The organism is Novosphingobium flavum, from assembly GCF_014230315.1.
GTDB classification, from domain to species: Bacteria; Pseudomonadota; Alphaproteobacteria; order Sphingomonadales; family Sphingomonadaceae; genus Novosphingobium; species Novosphingobium flavum.
Genome location: NZ_JACLAW010000009.1, coordinates 144,835 through 167,984, shown reverse-complemented (window position 1 = coordinate 167,984; position 23,150 = coordinate 144,835). Strand labels below are relative to the sequence as shown.

The window sequence follows — 23,150 nt, the reverse complement described above, 5'->3', positions numbered from 1 at the left end:
TCTTCTTCGTTGGCGGCCGCATTTGCGCGGTCCGCGATCTGGCGAGCCGGGCCGGCAGAGCCCGATTCACCGCTTGAGAATGTCACGCTATCGTTTTCCGATGCGTCCGACAATCGCACTTCTGCAATTTTGTTCGCACTTGCACAATAAATTTATAGGCCGCCTCAGCCTTCGTCCTCATCTTCCCGTTCGCCCATGCCCAGCAGCTTGAGCTTGCGGTGGAGCGCCGATCGCTCCATCCCGATGAAGGTCGCAGTCTTGGAAATGTTCCCGGAAAACCGCCGGATCTGCACCTTGAGGTACTCCCGCTCGAAGCTCTCGCGCGCCTCACGCAGCGGTACGCCCATCAGCGTGGACATGCCCGTATCGCCGCCCATCCGGCCGGTCACGATCTCCGGCGGGAGCATTTCGGCTTCGATTTGCCCGAGCTTGTCGCGCGGGGTGAGAATCACCGTGCGCTCCACCACGTTGCGCAACTGGCGGACATTGCCCGGCCATTCGTAGGCCTGCAGCGCTGCCATGGCCTCGGGCGAGACCTTGGGCGGGGCCACCCCCTGGTCGGCGGCGAAGCGGGTGAAGAAATGTTCGACCAGCGCCGGGATGTCGTCGCGCCGCTCGGCCAGGGCTGGCACCTGCACCGGCACCACGTTGAGCCGGTAGAACAGGTCCTCGCGGAAGCGCCGCTCGGCGATTTCCTTCTCGAGATTGCGGCTGGTGGACGAGACCACGCGCACGTCGACCCGAATCTGGCGCAGCCCACCGACGCGGACGAAGGCCTGTTCGGTCAGTACGCGCAGGATCCGTGCCTGGGTCGAGAGCGGCATGTCGGCCACTTCGTCGAGATAGAGCGTGCCGCCGTCGGCCATTTCGAGCAGGCCGGGGCGGATCAGGTTGCCGTCCTGCTCCTCGCCGAACAACTCGTGCTCGAAGCGCTCGGGCGTGATGCGCGCCGAATTGACCGAGACGAAGGCCTTGTCCGCCCGCGGGCTCCACGAATGGAGCAGCCGCGCGGCCACTTCCTTGCCCGCCCCGGCCGGGCCGGAAATCAGCAGGCGGCTGCCGGTGTTGGCCACCCGCTTCAGCGTGGCGCGAACCTGGTTGATCGCCGCCGAATTGCCGGTGAATTCCTCGCCGGTAATGGTGAAGCCCTGGCGCAATTGCTGGTTCTCGCGGCGCAGGCGCTCGGTCTCGGTCGCGCGCTCGACCAGCAGCAGCAGCCGCTCTGCCTCGAAGGGCTTCTCGATGAAGTCCATCGCCCCGCGACTGATCGCGGAGACGGCCGTGTCGATATTGCCATGGCCGGAGAAGATGATCACCGGCAGTTCCGGCTCGCGCGCCTTGATCGCGTCCAGCACTTCAAGCCCGTCCATCGGGCTGCCGTGCAGCCAGACGTCGAGCAGGACCAGGCTTGGCCGTCGCTGGTCGACCGCGTCGAGCGCGGCCCGGCTGTCGCCCGCCGTGCGGCATTCGTACCCTTCGTCGCTGAGCACGCCGGCCACGAGTTCGCGGATGTCGCGTTCATCGTCGACGATCAGGATATCGAGCGCCATTGGTCCTCCAAATATCTTATTCAGCCGCTTCGGGCGCACGCTGGCCCGAGAGCGGATCGCGCGCGAAGCGCAGGGTTACGGTGGTTCCGCCGCCTTCGGCCGAGGCGAAGGTCATGTCCCCGCCATGTTCCTCGACGATCTTCTTGACGATGGCGAGGCCGAGCCCGGTGCCCTTCTCGCGCGTGGTCACATAGGGTTCGACGATCCGCTCGCGGTCCTGCGGCAGACCAATCCCGTTGTCGGTGATCGTCACCGCGATCGAGCCGGCCTCGCCTTCGCCCTCACCGAGCATGGCCACCGAAATCTTGCCGCGATATTCGGCATCGGCCACCCGCGCGCGCGCCTCGGTGGCCTCGACCGCGTTCTTGAGCACGTTGGTCATGGCCTGGCCGAACTGGTGACGGTCGCACAGGATGCGGCCCTGCGCGGCCTCGTCGGCGCTGAAGCGGAAATTGAGGTCGGGCCGCGCCACTTCCTGCAGGAACAGCGACTGGCGAGCGAGGTCGACCGGGTCCTCAGCGCGGAACACGGGCTTGGGCAGGCGGGCGAACGAGGAGAACTCGTCGACCATCTTCCTGAGGTCGCCGACCTGGCGGACGATCGTGCTGGTCAGCTCGTCGAACAGCTCGGGATCGGCGTCGATCTGCTTGCGATAACGCCGCTTGAGCCGCTCGGTGGCGAGCTGGATCGGGGTCAGCGGGTTCTTGATCTCGTGCGCGATGCGCCGCGCCACGTCCGACCAGGCGGCCTGCCGCTGGTCGAGCAACTGGCGCGTGATGTCCTCGAAGGTGATGACGTGGCCTGTCCGGTCCCGCGCGATGCGTACGGCGAGGGTCAGTAGTTCGCCGCCCCGGCCATGCTGGATCACCGACTGATCACGCCCACCTTCGACCAGTGCGGCCAGCTGGGGCGCGAAGTCGGCCAGCAGCTCGCCCGCCGGATGCTCAGCCTCGGGATCGAGCAGTAGGCGCTGGGCCGAGGAGTTGATCAGCTGGACCCGCCCTTCCCCATCGACCGAGATCACCCCGGCGCCGACGGATTCGAGCACGGCCTCGATAAAGGCGCGCCGCTCGTGCAGCTGCTGGTTCGCGCCGACCAGCGCCTGGGTCTGCCGCTCGATCTGCGCGGTCATGCGGTTGAACGCGCGGTTGAGCTGGCCGATCTCGTCCGGCCCGGTGCGCCCCTCCACCCGCAGCGCATAGTTGCCGCTACCCACCCGCCGCGCCGCGCCGACGAGGTCGTAGAGCGGTTTCACCTGCCGGTCGGCAAAGCGTAGGGCGAACCAGACCGACAGGCCGACAAGCGCGAGGCTCGCCACGAACAGGGCGACGTTGAAGCGCAATTGCAGCGTTCGCGCGCGCCGGGTCAGCACTTCGTAGGCGCGCACGATGTTCTGCGCGCGCTGCCCCTGGCTGAAGGCGAGCAGGTCCGAAGAGCGCGCGGCATAGAGATAGACGCCCGAATCCCGGTCGATCGGGGCCACGGCCTCGATCCGGTTGGCATTGGCCGTGACGACCATCGGCTCGCCCTTTTCGAGCCGGCCCATCACGTCGGCGGTGATCCGCTCACGGGTCGAGTTCTTTTCCGGATCGACGATCGCCGCGGTCAGCATCTTGCCGTCGGGCGCCTTCTGGATGATCGCGCTCTCGTTGAGCTTGCGGCTCACGACCTGGTAGGAATAGCCCTCGGCAAAGGTCGGGCTGGTGATTGGCGCCTGCCCCAGATAGTCGCGCAGGTCGCTCGCCATCGCGACCGTCTCGTTGCCAACGTCACGCAGGTTCTGCTCGTAGTAACCGCGCGCCAGCTTGTTGGCATTCTCCAGCAGCCCGCGCGACGAGTCGGAAAACCAGAACTCCACGCCTGACTGGAACAGGTAGGACGCGAAGACCACCACCAGCAGGGTCGGGATCGCCGAGATCAGCGAGAAGAAGAACACAAGCTGGGTGTGCAGCCGCCCGGTTCCGCCCAACGTTTCGGCCGCGCGGCGCAGGGCCATGCGCCGGCCGAGCAGGATGAGCAGGCCCATTGCCGGAACCAGCGTGCCGATAAGCAGGGTCGCGGTCAGGTCCGAGGGCATCAGCTCGCGGTCGGACTGGTTGCGGATAGTAAGGAAGGTCACCACCGTCATCGCCACGAAAGCGACCGCGGCGACCACTTCCATCACCGCGAAGACGTTGGAGCGCCGCGCCGCAACCTGCATCCGCCGCCACCAGCGCGGGGTTCGCCGCAGGGACGTCGCCGGCACACGCGCGGGGCCGGCCGTCTGATCCGTTACGGGGTGAAGAGCTTTCCCGGGCATCGTTGCAGAAAGACAACACTACCTGTTGCAGCAACGCAAGACCCTTGTGCCATTCTGCTACGATGGCCGGGGCAAAACTCCGTGACGATCAGGCGCGGCGGACGAAACCTTCGGGATCGAGCGCCAGTTCGCCCAGCCGCTTGCGCAGGGTATTGCGGTTGATGCCCAGGATCTGCGCCGCGCGCAGCTGGTTGCCGCCCGTATCGGCCAGAACCCGCGCGAACAGTGGCCGCTCGAAAGCGGCCAGAGCCTCGTCATAGACACGGCCGGGAGGCGGGGCCTCAAGCCCGAGCCAGTGTTCCACCGCCGATTCAAAGCTCACCCCGGCCGTTCCCTGTTCGCTTTCCACGCGCTGGGCCTGGGCGAGCAACGGGGCGATCACCGCTGCATCCACTACGTCTTCGCGCGCCAGCAGGGCGAGGCGATAGATGAAGTTCTTCAGCTCGCGCACATTGCCGCGCCACGGCTGGCGCTGGAGCAATTCGGCCCCGTCGCGGGTGAGCTGGCGCCGGGGCAGACCCTCGCCCGCCGCCTGCTTGAGGAAATGGTTGGCCAGCGCCTCGATGTCGTCGGCCCGCTCGCGCAGCCCAGGCATCTGGATCGGCACCACGTTGAGCCGGTAATAGAGATCCTCACGGAACAGCCCGGCCGCGATCATCGGCTCGAGATCCTTGTTCGTCGCGGCAACGATGCGGGTGTCGATCGCCACTTCCTCGCGCCCGCCGACCCGGCGGATCGAGCCCGATTGCAGCGCGCGCAGCAGGCGGGTCTGCGCCTGCATCGGCATGTCGCCGATCTCGTCGAGGAACAGGGTGCCCCCTGCGGCCTGCTCGAACTTGCCGATGTGCCGGGCAACGGCGCCGGTGAAGGCGCCCTTCTCGTGCCCGAACAGCTCGCTCTCGATCAGGTCGGCAGGGATCGCCGCGGTGTTGACCGCCACGAACGGGCCGCCCCGACGATGGCCAAGCTGGTGGATCGCCTCGGCAACCAGTTCCTTGCCGGTGCCGCTCTCGCCCAGGATCAGCACGGTCAGGTCGTTACGCAGAACCCGGGTGATCATCCGATAGACCGCCTGCATCGGCGCCGAACGGCCGACCAGAGGCAGGCCCTCGCCCCCCTGGTCCTCGCCCATCAGGTCGACTGTCTGGGTGTTCATTCCCACGGCCTGGCGCACGGTCCGGGCCAGCTCGTCGATGTCAAAGGGCTTGGGGAAATATTCAAAGGCGCCGGTGTCGCTCGCGCGCACGGCGGTATCGAGCGTGTTCTGGGCCGAGAGGATGATCACCGGCATGTCCGGCCGCAGCGCCCGCACGGCGGGAAGCGTTTCGATCCCATCCCCATCGGTCAGCTTCACGTCGGTCACCAGCGCGGAAAAGGTCTGGGCCGAAAGCAGACGGTCGCGTTCGGCCACCGAATCGCAGCGCGTCACCTCGAAGCCTTCGGCCTCGAGCGCGGCGGTAATCACGATCGCGATCGACTCGTCATCTTCGACCAGCAGGACGCTCATGCCTTGTTCCTTACGCTGCCTTGGCCTTGCGCGCCTTGCCCGGTTCGGGCGCGAGCGGAAGGTGGATGCGGAAATGGGTCCAGCCCGCGCCCTCGTCGCGCTCGTGGGTGATGCGCCCGTTCATGTCGCGCACCAGCTTGCGGACCAGCGCCAGCCCCAGCCCCTGCCCGCTCTTCTTGGTGGTCACGAAGGGCTCGAAAATGTGGTCGCGCATCGCCGGATCGACCCCGGGGCCATTGTCCGAAACGCGCAGTTCCACCGGCAGGCGAACCGGCTTGCCGTCGCTCACCGCGTGTAGCTGCAGCCCGCTGGAAAAGCGCGTGCGCACCTGGATGCGCGGGTTGCGGGTCGAGGCACAGGCCTCGGCGGCATTGGACATGAGGTTGATCAGCACCTGAACCAGCCCGTCGGCGCTGCCCAGCACGGCCGGAAGCGAGGGATCGAACTCCTCCTCGATGCGCGGCCCCTTGCCCGCCGCGTCAAGCACGGCGCGGGCCCGGCGCACCTGCTCGTGCAGGTTGCACGGCGAGACCGGCTCGGCCGTCCGGCGCGACAGGGTCTGCATTTCGTCGATCAGCTTGGCGATCCGGTCGACCTCGTCTGCGATCAGCCCGGTCAGCGCGCGGTCCTTCGCCTCGACCTTGCGGGCGAGCAGCTGCGCCGCGCCGCGAATGCCGGCGAGCGGGTTCTTGATTTCGTGAGCGAGTATTTCCGGCGCGCGCAGCACCGAATCCTCGGCCGTGCCCGGGTCTTCGCCCAAGGCCTCGGCCGCGCTGGTATCCTGCAGGGTGACGATCTGCCAGCCGGGATAGTCGGCCATCGGCCCGAAAGTGACGTCAAGCCGCCGGGGCCCGAGGCCAAGGATCACTGCCCCGGCATCGCGCGCCGAAAGCGGGTAGTCCGTCTGCCCTGCGCGGTCCGCCAGCCGCGGCTCGTCGAACCGGATCAGATCGAACAGCAGCTTGCCCGAAACCCGGCGGAGCGACTGGCCGAGGAACTGCTCTGCCGCAGGATTGGCGCCGACGATCCGCTGCTCCGGCCCAAGCAGCACCACGGCGACATTGAGACTGGCCAGTTGGCGCAGCGCGTCGGGCGTGGCCGGCATCGCGGGCTCAGGCCGCCTGCCGGCTAAGCAGTGGGCGGTAAAACTCGCGCAGGTCGCGGATCACCGCATCGGCATCGTCAACGAAGTTGACCATGTTGCGAAACTCGGCCGAACCCGGCAGCCCCTTGGTGTACCAGCCGAGGTGCTTGCGTGCCATCTTGACCCCGGTATCGCGGCCGTAATGGACCAGCATGTCCTCGTAATGCTCGATCATCGTCTCGAACTGCACGTCGATCGAGGGATCGGCCAGCACCTGCCCGGTCTTCCACCAGTGCATCACCTGGCCGAGCAGCCACGGCCGGCCATAGGCCCCGCGCCCGATCATCAGCCCGTCCGCGCCCGATTGCTCCAGCGCCTGCGCCGCATCCTCGATCCCGCAGATGTCCCCGTTCACGATCACCGGGATCGAGACCGCTTCCTTGACGCTGCGCACGAACGACCAGTCCGCGCTGCCCTTGTACATCTGGTTGCGGGTCCGCCCGTGGACGGTGATCATCTTCGCACCCAGATCCTGCGCGATCCGCGCCAGTTCCGGGGCATTCAGGCTGTCATGGCACCAACCCATCCGCATCTTCACCGTGACCGGCACCGACACGGCCTTGACGCAGGCCTCGATCAGCGCGGCGGCCAGCGGCACGTCGCGCATCAGGGCCGATCCGGCATCGCCGTTGACCACCTTGCGCACAGGGCAGCCCATGTTGATATCGATGATCGCCGCCCCGCGATCCTCGTTGAGCTTGGCTGCCTCGCCCATTTCCTTCGGTTCGCAGCCAACCAGCTGCATCGAGACCGGCTCTTCCGCCGGGTCCCACGCCGCCTTCTGGATTGACTGGCGCGTCTCACGGATCGCCGCGGCCGAAGCGATCATCTCGGTCACGTTAAGGCCGGAGCCGAAGCGGCGCACCATACGGCGAAACGGCAGGTCGCTCACCCCGGTCATCGGGGCGAGGATCACCGGACAGTCGATCCGCACCGGACCGATGTCGATTGGTTTCACTGCGGAGGGTGTCGGAGCAGAGTTCATCATGCGTGCCTAAAAAACAGGCAGCGCATAGTGGATTGTCCTTTGCCCCGCAAGTGATTACCGGCGAGCGAAGATGGTCGCTGCTGTCACCCCTGTCATTGGATGCGCCGCCGTGGTGGTTGCGGCGGGTGCCGGCCTGCGCGCTGGTCAGCCCGTCCCCAAGCAGTTCGCATCGTGGCGCGGCAAGCCGGTGGTACGCCACTCGGTCGAGGCACTGGCCGAGGCCGGCTGCGCCCCGATCGTGGTCTGTATTCCGCAAGGCGGCGAAGACCTCGCTGCCGATGCGCTGTCCGGCCTCCCGGTCCGCTTCGTCACCGGAGCCGTAACCCGGCAAGCTTCGGTCCGCGCCGGGCTCGAAGCGCTCGCCGCCGATGCGCCCGAACTGGTCCTGATCCACGACGCCGCCCGTCCGCTCCTGCCCCGCGCCGTAATCAACCGCCTGGTCGAAGCCCTCGCCCACCATCCCGGCGCCATCCCGGTTCTTCCGGTGGTGGACAGCCTCTGCCACGATTCTGCCGGATTGATGGGGCAGGCGGCCCCGCGTGAACAACTGCGCCGGGTCCAGACCCCGCAGGCCTTCCGCTTCCCCGCAATCCTCGCCGCGCACCGCGCGTGGCTGGGCGCGGCCGATGCGGGTGACGATGCGCAGGTGGCGCGAGCCGCGGCGCTGGAGGTCGTGCTGGTCGAAGGAGACGAAGTCTTGCACAAGCTGACGTTTTCCGGCGACTTTGCCGCCGCCCTGCCCGCCATGCGGGTCGGCACCGGTTATGATGTCCACCGCCTGGCCGAAGGCGAGGAACTCTGGCTCTGCGGCGTGCGGATCGAGCACAGCCATGGCCTTGCCGGCCACAGCGATGCCGACGTCGCGATCCACGCCCTGGTCGATGCCCTGCTCGGCGCGATCGGCGCGGGCGACATCGGCCAGCATTTCCCGCCGAGCGACCCGCAGTGGAAGGGCGCCTCGTCCGACCGTTTTCTTGCCCATGCCGCGGCCCTCGTTGCCGGTTCGGGCCATGCCGTCGGCAACGTCGATCTCACCATTATCTGCGAGGCACCGAAGATCGGGCCGCACCGCGATGCCATGCGCGCGCGCCTCGCCGAAGTGCTGGGGATTGACATTGCCGCCGTCAGCGTCAAGGCGACGACTACTGAAGGACTTGGTCCGGCCGGACGGCGCGAGGGGATCGCCGCCCAGGCAGTCGCCACCGTAATCCGGGCCTGATCGGCCCTTTCCGAAAGCCCCACGATGCGTCGCTTCATCATCCCCCTCGCCCTTTTTGCCCTCACGGTGCCGCAGGTCGCGGCGGCGGCCGAGCCGCCCTGCCTCACTACCGGCGAATTCACCGCGCTCACCACCTATGCCCTGCCCAGCGCGATCGGCTCGGTCACGCGCGGCTGCACTGCCAGCCTCCCCACCTCGGCCTGGCTGCCCCGCAATGGCCCGGCTCTGGCCCAGCGCTATGCCGCCGGCAAGGTCGATGCCTGGCCTGCCGCCAAGGCCGCCTTCATCAAGCTGAGCGAGGCGACCAATCCCGAGGCAGCCCAGTTGTTCGTCGCCATGCCGGATGAAAGCCTGATGCCGCTGGCCGATGCAGCCTTGGCGGGCATCATATCGGCCAAGGTTAAACCCGATTCCTGCCCGGTGATCGACCGGGCGCTCTCCCTGCTTGCCCCGCTTCCGGCCGAAAACACCGCCGGCCTGATCGCGCTTGCGGTCGGCCTCGGTGCCAAGACCAGCGAGCCGCGTCTCGGCAAGATCGCTATTTGCAAGGCCTGATGTCCATGTCCGACACCGTTCCCGAATCCCTTCTCCCGCCGCAGGTCACCGCGCTAGCGCGCCGGGTGATCGAGGAGAACATGAAGCTTGGCCGCAAGGTCGTGGTCGCCGAAAGCTGCACCGGCGGGCTCGTGTCCGCCGCGCTGACCGAGATCGCCGGCTCGTCCGCCGTGGTCGAACGCGGCTTCGTGACCTATTCAAATGAGGCCAAGCGCGAACTGCTCGCCGTACCGGGCGACATTATCGACACCTTCGGGGCGGTTTCGGTCGCCTGCGCCTGGGCCATGGCCCAGGGCGCGCTCAAGCACAGCCATGCCGATGTGGCGGTCGCGGTCAGCGGCATCGCCGGGCCGGATGGCGGCTCCGATCAGAAGCCGGTCGGCACGGTGGTCTTCGCCCGCGCCCTGCGCGATGCGCCCGAGGGAGAGGATTCCGACGCCGAGGAAAAGCGGTTCGCGGCCACGACCCGCGCCGACGTGCGCCTTCAGGCGACGCTGGTCGCGCTGGAACTGCTGCTGCCGTAAAGCTGCTGGGCGCGCGTCTCGAACGCGGCCACCATCTTGCGGAAGGCCTTGTCGAGGTATTGCCCGGCAAGCTTCTGGAACAGCGCGTTGCGGAACGTGAACTCGACCCGGAAGTCGATCTCGCAGGCATCGGGGCCCAGCGCGCGGAACAGCCAGCGGTTATCGAGGTCGCGCAGCGGCCCGTCGATGTAGTGGACCCTGATCTCGTCAGGCCGGCGCTTTTCCACGCGTGAGGTGAACTTCTCGCGCAGCGCGGAAAAGCCCACCAGCATGTCGGCCACCATCTCGCTCTCGCCGTCCGAACGGACCCGGGTCGCGATCACCCAGGGCAAGAATTCGGGATAGCGGCCGACATCGGCCACCAGGTCGAACATCTGCTCGGCGCTCCACGGCAAGCGCCTGGTTTCGTGGATCGCTGCCATGCGCCTGCGCTTACTTCCCGGCGCGCTTCGCCAGTTGCGCCTCGCGGTTGGCGCGCATTTCGGCAAAGTCCTTGCCGGCGTGATAGCTTGACCGCGTCAGGGGGCTCGCCGCCACCTGCAGGAAACCCTTGGCCCGTGCGATCGCGCCATAGGCGCTGAAGGCCTGCGGGGTGACGAATTCGATCACCTTGGCGTGCTTGGGGGTCGGCTGGAGGTACTGGCCCATGGTCAGGAAGTCGATTCCAGCCGTGCGCATGTCGTCCATCACCTGGTGCACTTCGAGCCGCTGCTCGCCAAGGCCCAGCATGACCCCGCTCTTGGTGAAGATCAGCGGGTTGTGGCGCTTGACCTCTTCCAGCAGGCGCAGCGAGGCATAATAGCGCGCGCCCGGCCGGATCGTCGGGTAGAGCCGCGGCACGGTTTCGAGGTTGTGGTTATAGACGTCCGGCCCCGCTGCCACGATGGCCTCCACCGCCTCGCGCATCTTGCCGCGAAAGTCGGGGGTCAGGATCTCGATGGTGGTCGTCGGCGTCATCTCGCGCAGGGCGCGGATCACCTTGACGAACTGCCCCGCCCCGCCGTCCGGCAGGTCGTCACGGTCGACCGAGGTGATCACGATGTGCTCGAGCCCCAGCTTGGCCGCCGCTTCGGCCACGTGAGCCGGCTCGTCGGCATCGACCTTGCGCGGCATCCCGGTCTTGACGTTGCAGAAGGCACAGGCCCGCGTGCAGACATCGCCGAGGATCATCACCGTGGCGTGCTTCTTGGTCCAGCATTCGCCGATGTTCGGGCAGGCCGCTTCCTCGCACACCGTATTGAGCTTGAGATCGCGCATCAGCTGGCGCGTCTCGTTATAGCCCTTGCTGGTCGGGGCCTTGACCCGGATCCAGTCAGGCTTGCGCTGGCGCACGGGCGCGTCCGACGACGCCTCGGGGGTGGGAACGGAATCGGGAATGGTCGCAAGATCGCTCATGGGGCGCAGATAAGCGTTTCAGCCGTTCCATGCCAGAGGCAATCTCCCCTTCCCTGATACCCCCTGCTGACCCTTGCCACGGCGGGCCGGTGCAGCCATGAGGGCGCCCATGACCGATGAAACCTCCCCTCAGCTCGACCGGCTGATCGCCGGTTACCGCCGCTTCCGCGAATCCGGATGGAATCCGAATCGCGAGCGCTGGGCCACCCTGCGCGATGGGCAGCAGCCCGAAGTCATGGTGATCGCCTGTTCCGATAGCCGGGTCGACCCGGCCCAGATCTTCGATGTCGACCCCGGCGAAATATTCGTGGTCCGCAACGTCGCCGCCATGGTCCCCCCGTTCGAGACGACGCCGGGCCACCACGGTGTCTCGGCCGCGCTCGAATTCGCGGTCCAGGTGCTCAAGGTCAAGGAAATCGTGGTCATGGGCCACGGCATGTGCGGCGGCTGCAAGGCCGCGCTCACGCAGGAACTGCGCGGGACCGAGCCGGGCGAAGGCGGCTTCATCGCCGACTGGATCGCCATGCTCGACGAAGCGCGCGTTCCGATCGCGGCCCAGCATGGCACCACCGGCCGGGCGGCGGAGCAGGCGATGGAACTGGCGGGCGTGAAGGTCAGTCTCGAAAACCTGCGCACCTTCCCCTGCGTACGCCGCAAGGAACGCAGCGGCGACCTGCGCCTGACCGGGGCCTTCTTCGCCATTTCCGACGGTGTGCTCCACGTCCTCGACGAAGCGTCGGGCGAATTCGCCCCGGCGGACTGAAGACAAGCCCATCGATCGGGAGCAAACAAAAAGGGCGGCAGGTAACTGCCGCCCTTTCTTTATTCCGGTGCCTTCAGCAGCCTGTCAGCCGCCCTTGGCCTTCTGTGCGGCATAGGCGGTCCACAGCGCGGCGATCGGCTTGCGCACGCCGCCGATCTGGCCAAACGACGCCTGGGCATCGGCATACTTGCCAAGGCCGACCTGGGCGATGCCGAGGCGGGTCAGCGCACGGTCCTTGTCGATCCCCGGCTTGGTCAGGGCGATCTTGTAGAGTTCCTCGGCCTTGGCATTATCGTCGTAGCTGAGGAAGGCGTCCGCCGCTGCAACAACCGTCGCGCCGGTCGCGGCCGGGGCATGGGCGTCCTTGTCGAGCGACGGCAGACCGGCCTTGTCCGCAGCGAGGCGGGCATTGGCCTGAGTGCGGTTCTCGGTGACGAACACGTCCGAGGCATTGAGCTTGCCCGCGGCCACGCCGGCGTCGAGCACCTTGAGCACTTCGCCCGGCGCGCGGCGCGCGTCAGCGGCCTGGAGGTATTCGGAATAGTCGCTGGTGTCGCGGAAGCTGCCGGTGCGGCCCATCAGGCGCATCAGGTCGAGCGTTTCCTGGGCTTGGTACTTGCCGGCAAGCCGCGCGATCGAGATCGCGTCGCCCCAGTTGTCCTTGGTCGGGTAGGTCGCGGCCAGGCCCGTACCGAAGCGCAGCGCCTGGTCATACTGCTTGGCGCGGTAAGCCACCGAGATGCCGCGCGCGAACCATTCCTGCGGCGCCGGGGTGCCGGCGGCCTTCTTGGCTTCGATCGCCTTGGCGAGGGCGTCGTAACCGGCCTGGTTCTGCTGCTGGCCGAAATAGGTTTCCGCCAGCAGGACCTCGATGTCGTTGCCGGTGTAGCCGTTGCTGATCGCCGAATTGAAGGCGGCCTGGGCCCCGGCGTAGTCCTTGGTCTCCATCATGTTGGCGCCAAGGAAGAACTGGAACTTGCCCAGATCGGCGCCAGCCATCTTGCCGCTATCGACCGCGGCCTGGAGGCCCTTGCGCTGCAGCGGCTTGTCATTGTCGAGCTGGCTGGCCTGGATCGCGAACTGGCCGCCGAAGAACTTGTCGTCCGGGGTGGTCGCGGCGGCGAGGGCAGCCTCGGCCTGCTGCTTGAGCGCGGCGATCCCGGCGGCATCGGGCTTGGCCTTCTGCGCGGCGTTCAGGCCGTTCTGCAGGGGGGCGGCAAGCTTGCTGAAGGCCGGCGAAAGCTGCGGCTTGGCCTGCTTCTGGGCCATGGCCGGGGTTGCAACGAGCGTGGCGCCGCCGGCCGCGCCCAGCGCGAGGGCAGCCGCCATGGCAGCGCGCGAAAGCGAACGGGCGCGCTTGGAATTCGGGAACATGGGCCTCTTACTCCTTCCTCTGCCGCGCGATCCCGGATGCGGAATCGAAGCCGCGGCCCAAAACTTCATTTGCCCGCCGCAAATGGCCGGGATTTGCCCCTTTGGCAACAGGAACGCGGCCTAGCCGCCTACGCTTGAACGCGAATTGAACACCGCTTCGCCCCGCCGTTCAGCCAGTCCGGCGCTATGCGGCCCGAACCTTGCGTTGATGTGTGGAAAAAGCGCCCTCGCCGGGCCTTGTGGGACGGGTTCGGCTGGCCTTGCCCGCGCCGATGCCCTAGGGCCAAGAAACACCAATATTCCTGATCAGAAAAGACCGCGCAAAAGCCGTGAGCGACGACACCGAAATTCTCGACAGCCCCTCCCCGATGGGCGAATTCCAGCGCGTCGACATCGTCGACGAGATGAAGACGAGCTATCTCGACTACGCGATGAGCGTGATCGTCAGCCGCGCGCTCCCCGACGTGCGCGACGGGCTCAAGCCGGTGCACCGCCGCATCCTGTGGACCAGCCACGAAAACGGCTTCACCGCGGGTAAGCCCTATCGCAAGTCGGCCCGTATCGTCGGCGACGCCATGGGTAAGTATCACCCTCACGGTGACGCCGCGATCTACGACGCCCTTGCCCGCATGACGCAAGACTGGTCGATGCGGCTCCCGCTGATCGACGGTCAGGGCAACTTCGGCTCGATGGACCCCGATCCGCCGGCCTCGATGCGCTACACCGAGGCGCGCCTCGCCAAGGTGGCCGACGCCCTGCTCGCGGACATCGAGAAGGACACGGTCAACTTCCAGCCCAACTACGACGGGGCGGAAAGCGAACCGCAGGTCTTGCCCGCGCGCTTCCCCAACCTCCTGGTCAACGGCGCCGGCGGCATCGCGGTCGGCATGGCCACCAACATCCCGCCGCACAACCTCGGCGAAGTGATCGACGGCTGCCTCGCCTTCCTCGAGAATCCGGCGATCACCACCGAACAGCTGATCGAGATCATCCCGGGGCCGGATTTCCCCACCGCGCCGCTGATCCTCGGCGCCGCCGGCGCGCGTCAGGCCTACCACACCGGCCGCGGCTCGATCATCATGCGCTGCAAGCATGAGATCGAGGAAGGCCGCGGCGATCGCCGTTCGATCGTCCTCACCTCGATTCCTTACCAGGTCGGCAAGTCCAACCTCGTCGAAAAGATCGCCGAGGCCGCGAAGGACAAGCGGATCGAGGGCATTTCCGACATCCGCGACGAATCGAACCGCGAAGGCATGCGCGTCGTGGTCGAACTCAAGCGTGATGCCACGCCCGAGGTCGTGCTCAACCAGCTCTGGCGCAACACCCCGGCCCAGTCGAACTTCGCCGCCAACATGCTGGCGATCCGTGGCGGGCGCCCGGAAATCCTTGCGCTGCGCGACATCATCCAGGCTTTCGTCACCTTCCGCGAGGAAGTGATCACCCGCCGCACCAAGTTCGAGCTGAACAAGGCGCGAGACCGGGCGCACATCTTGCTCGGCCTCGTCGTCGCGGTCAGCAACCTCGACGAGGTCGTGCGGATCATCCGCGGCGCCCCCAATCCCGCCGCCGCGCGCGAGGCCATGCTTCGCCGCGAATGGCCGATCGGCGACATCGCCCCCTATATCCGGCTGGTCGAGGCGATCGAGCCGAATGCCGATCAGGAAGGCGGCACTTACCGCCTGTCCGAGATCCAGGTGAAGGCGATCCTCGACCTGCGCCTCCACCGCCTCACCGCCCTCGGGCGTGACGAGATCGGCGACGAACTGCAGGGTCTCGCCGCCGCGATCGAGGAGTACCTCTCGATCCTGGCCGACCGCGCCAAGCTCTACGGCGTGATGCGCGAAGAACTGGTCCAGGTGAAGGAGCTTTACGCCACCCCGCGCCTGTCGCAGATCGCCCCGGCGTGGGACGGGATCGACGACGAGGACCTGATCGAGCGCGACGAGATGGTCGTGACGGTCACGCTCGATGGCTACATCAAGCGCACGCCTCTCTCCACCTTCCGCGCCCAGAACCGTGGCGGCAAGGGCCGCGCCGGGATGGCGACCAAGCAAGAAGATGCCGTGGCGACGATGTTCGTCACCTCGACTCACACCCCGGTCCTGTTCTTCTCTACCGCGGGCAAGGTCTATCGCCTCAAGGTCTGGAAGCTGCCCGAAGGCGGACCCGCCACGCGCGGCCGCCCGATCGTCAACCTGCTCCCGGCGCTCGACAAGGACGAGACCATCGCCGCCGTGCTTCCCCTGCCGGAAGACGAGGCTGAATGGGGCAAGCTCCATGTCGTATTCGCCACGGCCAAGGGCAATGTGCGCCGCAACGCGATGGATCTTTTCGCCAACGTGCCCAGCAACGGCAAGTTCGCCATGCGCTTCGAGGAAGGTTCGGCCGACCGCCTGATCGGCGTCGCCCTGCTCGAGCCGACCGACGATGTCCTCCTCGCCTCGCGTCAGGGCAAGGCGATCCGCTTCGCCGGAGACGACGTGCGCGAATTCCAGAGCCGCACCTCCACCGGTGTGCGCGGCATGATGCTGAAGGGCGATGACGAGGTCATTTCGCTCTCGATCCTGCACCGCGTCGGCACCTCGAGCGAGGAACGCGAGGACTATGTCCGCTTCGCTCCGTGGAAGGGCGAAAAGGAAGGCGAACCCTCGATCAGCCCGGAGCGCATGGCCGAACTGGCCGAGCGTGAGCAGTTCATCCTCACGGTCTGCGCCAACGGCTACGGCAAGATGTCCTCCGCCTATGAATATCGCCGCACCGGTCGCGGCGGCCAGGGCATCACCAATATCGACAATATCGGCCGCAACGGCCCGGTCGTCGCCTCCTTCCCCGCCACCCAGGCTGACCAGTTGATGCTGGTCACCGATCAGGCCAAGCTGATCCGCCTGCCGCTGGAAAGCCTGCGGGTCATCGGTCGCGGTTCTGCCGGTGTGCGCCTGTTCAACGTCGCGGGCGATGAACACGTGGTCAGCGCCGTCCGTCTCGACGAGCAGGAAGAGCCGGAAAACCCCGCCGAACAGGCCGTGGCCGACGAAATCGCCGCGAGCCACCCCGAGAGCGGGTCGCCTGCCGACGGCGAGGCCGAGTGAGCCAGCACCCCGCGCCGGCCTACAAGGTTCTTACGGCCGACCAGCATGAAGAACTAACCGCACGGGGCTCCTTCGCAGGAGCCCCGGTCGACCTTGCCGATGGCTACATCCACCTCTCCACCGCCGAACAGTTGGCGGAGACGGTCCGCAAGCATTTCGCCGGGCAGGACGATCTGTGGATCGCGGCGTTCGATCTCACGGCGCTTGGCGATGCCGTGGTCTGGGAGCCGTCACGCGGCGGCCAGCTCTTCCCGCACATCTACGCCGAATTGCCGCTCGCGGCGGCAATCGCGATAGCTCCGCTCGCATGGACCGCAGACGGTGCGGTCGCCCTGCCGCAAGGCTAAGCACGCGCGATGAAGTCCCCCTGCATCGAAAACTGCGTGTTCGACGGCAAGTCCGGCTGGTGTCGCGGCTGCGGCCGCACCAAGCCGGAATGCCGCAGCTGGAAAAAGGCCCAGCCGCACCAGCAGCGCAAGATCGCCGCCGAACTGCCAAGGCGCCTTGCCAAGCTTCGCGCCGCGCAATCCTGAAGCATCGCCAGCTCAAACTCTCGTCGTTGCGATGAGCGAAGCAACGAAGCAATCCAGAGCGCCGACACGCGGCGCCCAGGATGAATGTTGCCCCGCCCCGCTCAGACCGCGTCCCAGCCCCGCACCACGTGGCGCTGGGTGCCGAGCTTATCGATCCCCAGTTCCACCACGTCGCCTTCCTTGAGATAGACCGGCGGCACCTTGCCCATGCCCACGCCCGGCGGCGTTCCGGTGGCGATGATGTCGCCCGGCAGCAGCACCATGAACTGGCTGAGATAGGAAACGATCGTCGCGCAGTCGAAGATCATCGTCCGCGTATTTCCGGTCTGCATCCGCTGGCCGTTGACGTCGAGCCACATGCCAAGGTCCTGCGGATCGCCGACTTCGTCGAGCGTGACCAGCCACGGCCCGACCGGGCCGAAGGTGTCGCAGCCCTTGCCCTTGTCCCAGGTTCCCATGCGTTCCATCTGGAAGCTGCGCTCGGACAGGTCGTCGCAAACTACCAGCCCGGCAACGTGCGCCATGGCCTCGTCCTTCTCGACATAGGCGGCACGCTTGCCGATCACGATGCCCAGCTCGACCTCCCAGTCCATCTTCTCCGCTCCGCGCGGGCGGCGAACGTCGTCGTCAGGCCCCTGCAGGCAGGATACGGCCTTGGTGAATAGGATCGGCTCAGGCGGCACGGCCATGCCCGCCTCCTCGGCATGGTCCCGGTAGTTGAGCCCGATTGCGAGAAACTGACGCGTACCGGCCACCGGCACGCCCATCCGTTGCGGGCCGCTCACCACCGGAAGGGCTTCGACGGCAATGGAGCGTAGCGTTTGCAGCCGCGCCGGGTCCAGCCACTCGCCCGCGATGTCCGGGACATGGCCCGACAGGTCGCGGACCTGCCCCTGATCGTCGATCAATCCGGGCTTCTCGGCGCCGCGCGGCCCGAAACGAACAAGCTTCATCGTGCAACTCCATGGGCTGGCAAGAGCGCCTCGTCCCTATCCGAGCCATAGCCTGCCCACCGGGCACGATGCCATTTCAAAGCGCAGTCGCCACCTATTGAAACCGCAGGCTCCCCGGCCAGACCGGCAATCATCCCCGCCATGGCATTTGCCCGATCGCGGCGCTATTGGCCGGGACCATGACTTACGACATCCACATCATCGGCGGCGGTCTCGCCGGCAGCGAGGCGGCCTGGCAACTCGCCCGCCGCGGCTTCAAGGTCCGCCTGTCCGAAATGCGCGGAACCGGCGAACGCAGCCCCGCCCACCAGACCGACAACCTTGCCGAACTGGTCTGCTCCAACTCGCTGCGGTCGGATGATCACGAGAAGAACGCCGTCGGCCTGCTTCACCACGAGATGCGCCTCTGCGGCTCGCTCATCATGACCGCCGCCGAAAAGGCCCGCGTTCCCGCAGGCTCGGCCCTTGCAGTCGACCGTGAAGTCTTTTCCGGCGCGATCGAACAGGCGCTCACCGCGCTCCCCAACCTTACCCTCGTGCGCGAACGGATCGACGTCCTGCCCGAAGCGGGTCTGACCATCGTCGCCACCGGCCCCCTCACCGCCGCGGCCCTTGCCTCATCGATTGGCGCGGCAACCGGCGCAGACAGCCTCGCCTTCTTCGATGCCATTGCGCCGATCGTCTACCGCGAATCCATCAATATGGACGTCGCCTGGATGGCTTCGCGCTGGGACAAGGGTGCCGAAGCCTCGATCGCGCTCGGCGGAGACGGACGGGACTACATAAATTGCCCGATGACGCGGGACCAGTACCTCGCCTTCCGCGAGGAAATCCTCGCCGGCGAAAAAGGCGAGTTCAAGGAATGGGAGGCCAACACCCCCTATTTCGACGGCTGCATGCCGATCGAGGTCATGGCCGAACGCGGGGTCGATACCCTGCGCTTCGGCCCGATGAAGCCGGTCGGGCTCGACAACCCCCACTGGGCCACGCCCGAACACCCCAATGGCCGGTGGCCCCATGCCGTGGTCCAGCTCAGGCAGGACAATACCCTCGGCACGATCTGGAACATGGTCGGTTTCCAGACCAAGCTTAAATATGCCGAACAGCAGCGGATCTTCCGCACCATACCGGGGCTCGAGAATGCCGAGTTCGCCCGCTTCGGCGGCCTTCACCGCAACACCTTCCTCAACTCCCCCACGCTGCTCGACCGTCAGCTCCGGCTCAAGAACGCGCCGCACGTGCGCTTCGCCGGTCAGATCACCGGCTGCGAAGGCTATGTCGAAAGCGCCGCCGTCGGCATGATGGCCGGGATCATGGCCGCGCTCGAACTTTCCGGGAAGTCGTGGGAAACGCCGCCGCGCACCTCGGCGCTCGGCGCCCTCCTCGCGCACATCACCGGCGATGCCGAGGCCGAGACCTATCAGCCGATGAACATCAACTTCGGTCTCTTCCCGCCGCTTCACGATGTCAAGAAGAAGCAGCGCAAGGAAGCCTATACCGAGCGGGCCAAGGCCGACCTCGCCGCCTGGTTACCCCTCGTCGTCGTCTGACGGGGTGGGCGCCGGTGGCGGTGCCTTTGCACCGCACTTGCAGGCCGGTTGCACTTTCGGTTTGGGCTTGGTCGTGGCGAACTCGCCCCGGTCGAGCAGCCCATCGCCGTTGGCATCGGCGCCCTTGAACTTGTTGCCGGTTTTTACCGCCCATTCCTCGAACGAGAGCAGGTTGTTGCCGTCTGTATCGAGCTTGCGGAAAGCGGCAGCGCGCGGAGCGAGCATTTCGACCCGCGCAATCTTGCCGTCGCGGTTGCGGTCGAGCCGGTCGAAGCGCTTCTGCTCCTTGCTCTGTTCGCTCGCCTGCGGCAGCGCCGCGCCCTTCTGGCCGGCCCCGGTCGCGGTCGGCAGGGAAAGGTCTTCCTGCGGCGCGGCAAGGGAGAACGCCGGAATCTTGCCCGGATCGACGGCCGCGCGGCCCTGCCACCAGAACAGTCCCGCCGCCACCATCAGCAGCGCAGCAAACCCGCCCAGCACCATCCGATTCATGATTGCCCCCGAAATCCGGGCTCCGTAAAAACCCGTGGGGCTATTTACCCTATCTTCCGATAATGCCAAGCCGGATCGCGGCGAGCAGCGCGCCGGGGCCCGAAAGCGCTTCGCTCGCCCCCGTGCGCACGGCGCGCTCGCTCAACCCGGCAAGAATTGCCAGCGGCCGCAAGGTCCCCCCCACTTTCCCGGCGGGGTCGGCTTCGTTCAGCAAGCCGTGGGCCGCCGCCTTTTCGTGAGGGTCACCAAGATGAAGGGCAAGGTCGGCCAGCGCCCACCGCATCGCCGCCGCGCGCGCGATCCCGGCGTCGGCGCCGTGCCTTGCGGCAAGGGCGGCCACGCCCCCTGCCCGGCCCCGGGCGAATTCGGCCAGGGCACTTCCAGCCAAAGGTGCATCGCCCAGCAGGGCTTCCCAGCCATCGACCAGTGCAGCCAAGCCGCCCGCCGCGTCGCCCCAGTCCGCCAGCCGGGCCAGCAGCGGTTCGCCCTTCGGCCATGTTGAAATATCGGCGTTCAGCCGGTCGCGCCACCAGGCCAGCCGCATTTGCGCCAGCATCGGTTCGCGCGCGGAACGCACGATTCCAGCCAGCCGCGCGTCAAGCGTCAGCAGGCTGAACCAGTCATTCCGGGTAGTCGAGGGCGCATAGGCCAGCGCCAGCCGCGAAAGCGGCGGGAGCTGGCCTTCACCCGCTTCACTGTCAGCGATAGCAGACCTGCTTGACGGCAGCGACGATCTTGGCCGTGTCGATCAACGCGGCCTTCTCGAGGTTGGCGGCATAGGGCAGCGGCACGTCCTCGTTGCACACGCGGGTCACCGGCGCGTCGAGGTTGTCGAAGCCTTCTTCCATGCAGATCGCGATGATTTCCGAAGCGATCGAGCAGACCGGGAAGCCTTCCTCGGCCACGACCATGCGGTTGGTCTTGGCAAGGCTGGCCAGCACGGTTTCCTTGTCGAGCGGGCGCAGGGTGCGCAGGTCGACGATTTCCGCTTCGATCCCCTCGGAGGCAAGCTGCTCGGCCGCTTCCAGCGCGAAGCCGACGCCGATCGAGTAGGACACGATGGTCACGTCCTTGCCCTCGCGCACGATCCGCGCCTTGCCGATCGGCAGGACGTGGTCGTCCAGTTCCGGCAGCTCGAACGTGCGGCCATAGACCAGTTCGTTCTCGAGGAAGACCACCGGGTCTTCGCTCCGGATCGCAGCCTTGAGCAGGCCCTTGGCATCCGAAGCGTCATAAGGCGCAATCACCACCAGGCCCGGCACGTTGGCATACCACGGGCCATAGTTCTGGCTGTGCTGCGCACCCACGCGGGCGGCGGCGCCGTTCGGGCCGCGGAACACGATCGGACAGCGCATCTGGCCGCCCGACATGTAGTTGGTCTTGGCCGCCGAGTTGATGATGTGGTCGATCGCCTGCATGGCGAAGTTGAACGTCATGAACTCGACGATCGGACGCAGGCCGCCCATGGCCGCACCGGTGCCGATGCCGCCGAAGCCATATTCGGTGATCGGCGTGTCGATCACCCGCTTCGGACCGAACTCGTCGAGCAGGCCCTGGGTCACCTTGTAGGCGCCCTGGTACTGGGCCACTTCCTCGCCCATCACGAAGACGCGCTTATCGCGGCGCATTTCCTCGGCCATGGCGTCGCGCAGGGCTTCGCGCACGGTCGACATCTTCATGTTGGTGCCGGAGGGCAGCGCGGGGTCCTTTGCCGCCTTGGGCGCAGCTGCCGGAGCAGCCGCAACCGGTGCCGCGGCCGCCGGTGCGGCAGCAGCGGGGGCCGGAGCGGCGGCTGCCGGAGCCGAGGCGGAAGCGGCATCGCCGCCGATCACCGCGATAACCGTGCCGACCTTCACGCCCTCGGTGCCTTCCGGCACGAGGATCGCGCCGAGGGTGCCCTCGTCAACGGCCTCGAATTCCATCGTCGCCTTGTCGGTCTCGATTTCGGCGATGATATCGCCCGATTTGATCTCGTCGCCTTCCTTGACGAGCCAGCGGGCCAGGGTGCCTTCTTCCATGGTCGGCGAGAGGGCGGGCATCTTGAGTTCGACTGACATCAGTAACGCTCCACCAGCACGTCGGTGTAAAGTTCGGGCATTTCCGGCTCGGGCGAATTCTCGGCGAAATCGGCCGCCTCGGAAACCTGCGCGCGGATGGTCTTGTCGATCTCCTTGAGCGAGTCCTCGGAAACGCCGCGGCTGATCAGTTCGGTCTTGAGCCCTTCGATCGGGTCGTGCTTCTCGCGCATTTCCTGCACTTCGTCGCGGCTGCGATACTTGGCAGGGTCCGACATCGAGTGGCCGCGATAGCGGTAGGTATGCAGTTCCATCAGCACGGGGCCGTTGCCGCCCCGCACATGCTCCAGCGCCACTTCTGCGGCCTGGCGCACTTCCAGCACGTTCATGCCGTTGACGCTCATGCCGGGGATGCGGAACGCGGTGCCTCGGCGGTAGAACTCGGTCTCGGCCGAACCACGGCTGACCGCCGTGCCCATGGCATAGCCGTTGTTCTCGACCACGAAGATGATCGGCAGGTTCCACAAGGCGGCCATGTTGAAGGTCTCGTAGACCTGGCCCTGATTGGCCGCGCCATCGCCGAAGTAGGCCATGCAGACGCCGCCGTCTTCATTGTACTGGTGCGCGAATGCCAGCCCCGCGCCGAGCGGCACCTGCGCGCCGACGATGCCGTGGCCGCCGTAGAACTTGTGCTCGGTGCTGAACATGTGCATCGAGCCGCCCTTGCCGCGCGAAATGCCGGCGGCGCGCCCGGTCAGCTCGGCCATGATCACCTTGGGGTCGATGCCGTAGGCGAGCATGTGGCCGTGATCGCGATAACCGGTGATCACGCTGTCGTGCCCTTCCTTGAGCGCCGACTGCAGGCCCACCGCGACAGCTTCCTGGCCGATGTAGAGGTGGCAGAAGCCACCGATCAGGCCAAGGCCATAGAGCTGGCCCGCGCGCTCCTCGAAGCGGCGGATCAGCAGCATCTGTTCGTAGAACTTGAGCAACTCCGCGTCCGTGGCGTCGTAGCGTTTACTGGCTTCGAACTTGTCCTGGAGCGAGCGCAGCGCCGGAGCGTTATCGGCGACGGGCGCCTCGGCTTCGGCCTTCTTCGCGGTCGTGGATCTGGTGGCGGGCTTGGCCAACTTCCTGTCCCCTGTAGCTGTGTTGTTGTGAAGCTATAGGCAACGGATTCCGCGAAAGGAATGCTGCCATACG

The 23,150-nt window shown here is 66.8% G+C and carries 21 protein-coding genes; 8 read left to right on the top strand and 13 right to left on the bottom strand.

Going from position 1 to position 23,150, the window contains the following annotated elements; translation table 11 throughout:
* Positions 1 to 164 precede the first annotated feature (164 nt).
* The 5 genes from ntrX to dusB form a co-directional block, all read right to left on the bottom strand.
* Complete coding sequence (gene ntrX / locus H7F51_RS13025; RefSeq protein WP_185664740.1) at positions 165 to 1,550, bottom strand: nitrogen assimilation response regulator NtrX; 1,386 nt, start codon at positions 1,548 to 1,550, stop codon at positions 165 to 167.
* A 16-nt stretch (positions 1,551 to 1,566) separates the two neighbouring features.
* On the bottom strand, positions 1,567 to 3,750 hold the full coding sequence (locus tag H7F51_RS13020) for a sensor histidine kinase (protein WP_185664739.1): 2,184 nt from the start codon (positions 3,748 to 3,750) through the stop codon (positions 1,567 to 1,569).
* A 187-nt stretch (positions 3,751 to 3,937) separates the two neighbouring features.
* Positions 3,938 to 5,356 carry a sigma-54-dependent transcriptional regulator gene (locus tag H7F51_RS13015; protein WP_185664738.1) on the bottom strand — a complete coding sequence of 473 codons (1,419 nt, stop codon included), beginning with the start codon at positions 5,354 to 5,356 and terminating at the stop codon, positions 3,938 to 3,940.
* 10 nt (positions 5,357 to 5,366) lie between these two features.
* A complete protein-coding gene (locus H7F51_RS13010) occupies positions 5,367 to 6,461 on the bottom strand; it encodes a two-component system sensor histidine kinase NtrB (RefSeq protein ID WP_185664737.1) in 1,095 nt (364 codons plus the stop codon).
* A 7-nt stretch (positions 6,462 to 6,468) separates the two neighbouring features.
* Positions 6,469 to 7,485, bottom strand: a complete 1,017-nt coding sequence (gene dusB / locus H7F51_RS13005) for a tRNA dihydrouridine synthase DusB (RefSeq protein ID WP_185664736.1) — start codon at positions 7,483 to 7,485, stop codon at positions 6,469 to 6,471.
* Between the two features lie 73 nt (positions 7,486 to 7,558).
* Between dusB and H7F51_RS13000 the strand changes: the two genes are divergently transcribed.
* Genes H7F51_RS13000 through H7F51_RS12990 form a run of 3 tightly spaced genes read left to right on the top strand, consistent with a single transcriptional unit; the run spans position 7,559 to position 9,786 of the window.
* Positions 7,559 to 8,707, top strand: coding sequence for a bifunctional 2-C-methyl-D-erythritol 4-phosphate cytidylyltransferase/2-C-methyl-D-erythritol 2,4-cyclodiphosphate synthase (locus H7F51_RS13000; protein ID WP_185664735.1), 1,149 nt, complete (start codon positions 7,559 to 7,561; stop codon positions 8,705 to 8,707).
* A 24-nt stretch (positions 8,708 to 8,731) separates the two neighbouring features.
* Positions 8,732 to 9,262 carry a hypothetical protein gene (locus H7F51_RS12995; protein ID WP_185664734.1) on the top strand — a complete coding sequence of 177 codons (531 nt, stop codon included), beginning with the start codon at positions 8,732 to 8,734 and terminating at the stop codon, positions 9,260 to 9,262.
* 5 nt (positions 9,263 to 9,267) lie between these two features.
* The gene (locus tag H7F51_RS12990; protein WP_185664733.1) at positions 9,268 to 9,786 is read left to right on the top strand and encodes a CinA family protein; all 519 of its coding nucleotides are present in this window, start codon (positions 9,268 to 9,270) and stop codon (positions 9,784 to 9,786) included.
* On the opposite strand, the gene H7F51_RS12985 is transcribed toward H7F51_RS12990, so the two are convergent.
* Together H7F51_RS12985 and lipA are read right to left on the bottom strand one after the other, a co-directional pair.
* Positions 9,747 to 10,208: a type II toxin-antitoxin system RatA family toxin gene (locus tag H7F51_RS12985; protein ID WP_185664732.1), complete on the bottom strand. Its 462-nt coding sequence runs from the start codon at positions 10,206 to 10,208 to the stop codon at positions 9,747 to 9,749. The genes H7F51_RS12990 and H7F51_RS12985 overlap by 40 nt on opposite strands.
* 10 nt (positions 10,209 to 10,218) lie before the next feature.
* A complete protein-coding gene (gene lipA / locus H7F51_RS12980) occupies positions 10,219 to 11,181 on the bottom strand; it encodes a lipoyl synthase (RefSeq protein ID WP_185664731.1) in 963 nt (320 codons plus the stop codon).
* Between the two features lie 109 nt (positions 11,182 to 11,290).
* Between lipA and H7F51_RS12975 the strand changes: the two genes are divergently transcribed.
* Positions 11,291 to 11,944, top strand: a complete 654-nt coding sequence (locus H7F51_RS12975) for a carbonic anhydrase (protein ID WP_185664730.1) — start codon at positions 11,291 to 11,293, stop codon at positions 11,942 to 11,944.
* A gap of 84 nt (positions 11,945 to 12,028) precedes the next feature.
* Here H7F51_RS12975 and H7F51_RS12970 read toward each other — a convergent pair whose 3' ends face one another.
* Positions 12,029 to 13,318: a hypothetical protein gene (locus tag H7F51_RS12970; RefSeq protein WP_185664729.1), complete on the bottom strand. Its 1,290-nt coding sequence runs from the start codon at positions 13,316 to 13,318 to the stop codon at positions 12,029 to 12,031.
* A 368-nt stretch (positions 13,319 to 13,686) separates the two neighbouring features.
* Between H7F51_RS12970 and gyrA the strand changes: the two genes are divergently transcribed.
* The 3 genes from gyrA to H7F51_RS12955 are packed head-to-tail and all read left to right on the top strand — an operon-like array spanning position 13,687 to position 16,940.
* Positions 13,687 to 16,407 (top strand): DNA gyrase subunit A, encoded by a 2,721-nt coding sequence (gene gyrA, locus H7F51_RS12965; RefSeq protein ID WP_221774138.1) that lies wholly within the window; start codon positions 13,687 to 13,689, stop codon positions 16,405 to 16,407.
* Entirely contained in the window at positions 16,404 to 16,754 is a 351-nt protein-coding gene (locus H7F51_RS12960) for a DUF952 domain-containing protein (RefSeq protein ID WP_185664727.1), read from the top strand. The genes gyrA and H7F51_RS12960 overlap by 4 nt, the downstream gene beginning before the upstream one ends.
* 9 nt (positions 16,755 to 16,763) lie before the next feature.
* A complete protein-coding gene (locus H7F51_RS12955) occupies positions 16,764 to 16,940 on the top strand; it encodes a DUF1289 domain-containing protein (protein WP_185664726.1) in 177 nt (58 codons plus the stop codon).
* A gap of 101 nt (positions 16,941 to 17,041) precedes the next feature.
* On the opposite strand, the gene H7F51_RS12950 is transcribed toward H7F51_RS12955, so the two are convergent.
* Positions 17,042 to 17,893 carry a fumarylacetoacetate hydrolase family protein gene (locus H7F51_RS12950; protein ID WP_185664725.1) on the bottom strand — a complete coding sequence of 284 codons (852 nt, stop codon included), beginning with the start codon at positions 17,891 to 17,893 and terminating at the stop codon, positions 17,042 to 17,044.
* A 179-nt stretch (positions 17,894 to 18,072) separates the two neighbouring features.
* Between H7F51_RS12950 and trmFO the strand changes: the two genes are divergently transcribed.
* Positions 18,073 to 19,443 (top strand): methylenetetrahydrofolate--tRNA-(uracil(54)-C(5))-methyltransferase (FADH(2)-oxidizing) TrmFO, encoded by a 1,371-nt coding sequence (gene trmFO / locus H7F51_RS12945; RefSeq protein WP_185664724.1) that lies wholly within the window; start codon positions 18,073 to 18,075, stop codon positions 19,441 to 19,443.
* On the opposite strand, the gene H7F51_RS12940 is transcribed toward trmFO, so the two are convergent.
* From H7F51_RS12940 to pdhA, 4 genes are all read right to left on the bottom strand, one after another.
* The gene (locus H7F51_RS12940; protein ID WP_185664723.1) at positions 19,423 to 19,932 is read right to left on the bottom strand and encodes an EF-hand domain-containing protein; all 510 of its coding nucleotides are present in this window, start codon (positions 19,930 to 19,932) and stop codon (positions 19,423 to 19,425) included. The two genes, trmFO and H7F51_RS12940, sit on opposite strands and share 21 nt — an antisense overlap.
* A 49-nt stretch (positions 19,933 to 19,981) precedes the next feature.
* Entirely contained in the window at positions 19,982 to 20,509 is a 528-nt protein-coding gene (locus H7F51_RS12935) for a hypothetical protein (protein WP_343061288.1), read from the bottom strand.
* A gap of 121 nt (positions 20,510 to 20,630) precedes the next feature.
* Positions 20,631 to 21,989 carry a pyruvate dehydrogenase complex E1 component subunit beta gene (locus H7F51_RS12930; protein WP_185664722.1) on the bottom strand — a complete coding sequence of 453 codons (1,359 nt, stop codon included), beginning with the start codon at positions 21,987 to 21,989 and terminating at the stop codon, positions 20,631 to 20,633.
* On the bottom strand, positions 21,989 to 23,077 hold the full coding sequence (gene pdhA / locus H7F51_RS12925; protein ID WP_185664721.1) for a pyruvate dehydrogenase (acetyl-transferring) E1 component subunit alpha: 1,089 nt from the start codon (positions 23,075 to 23,077) through the stop codon (positions 21,989 to 21,991). Before pdhA ends, H7F51_RS12930 begins: the two co-directional genes overlap by 1 nt.
* Between the last annotated feature and the right edge of the window lie 73 nt (positions 23,078 to 23,150).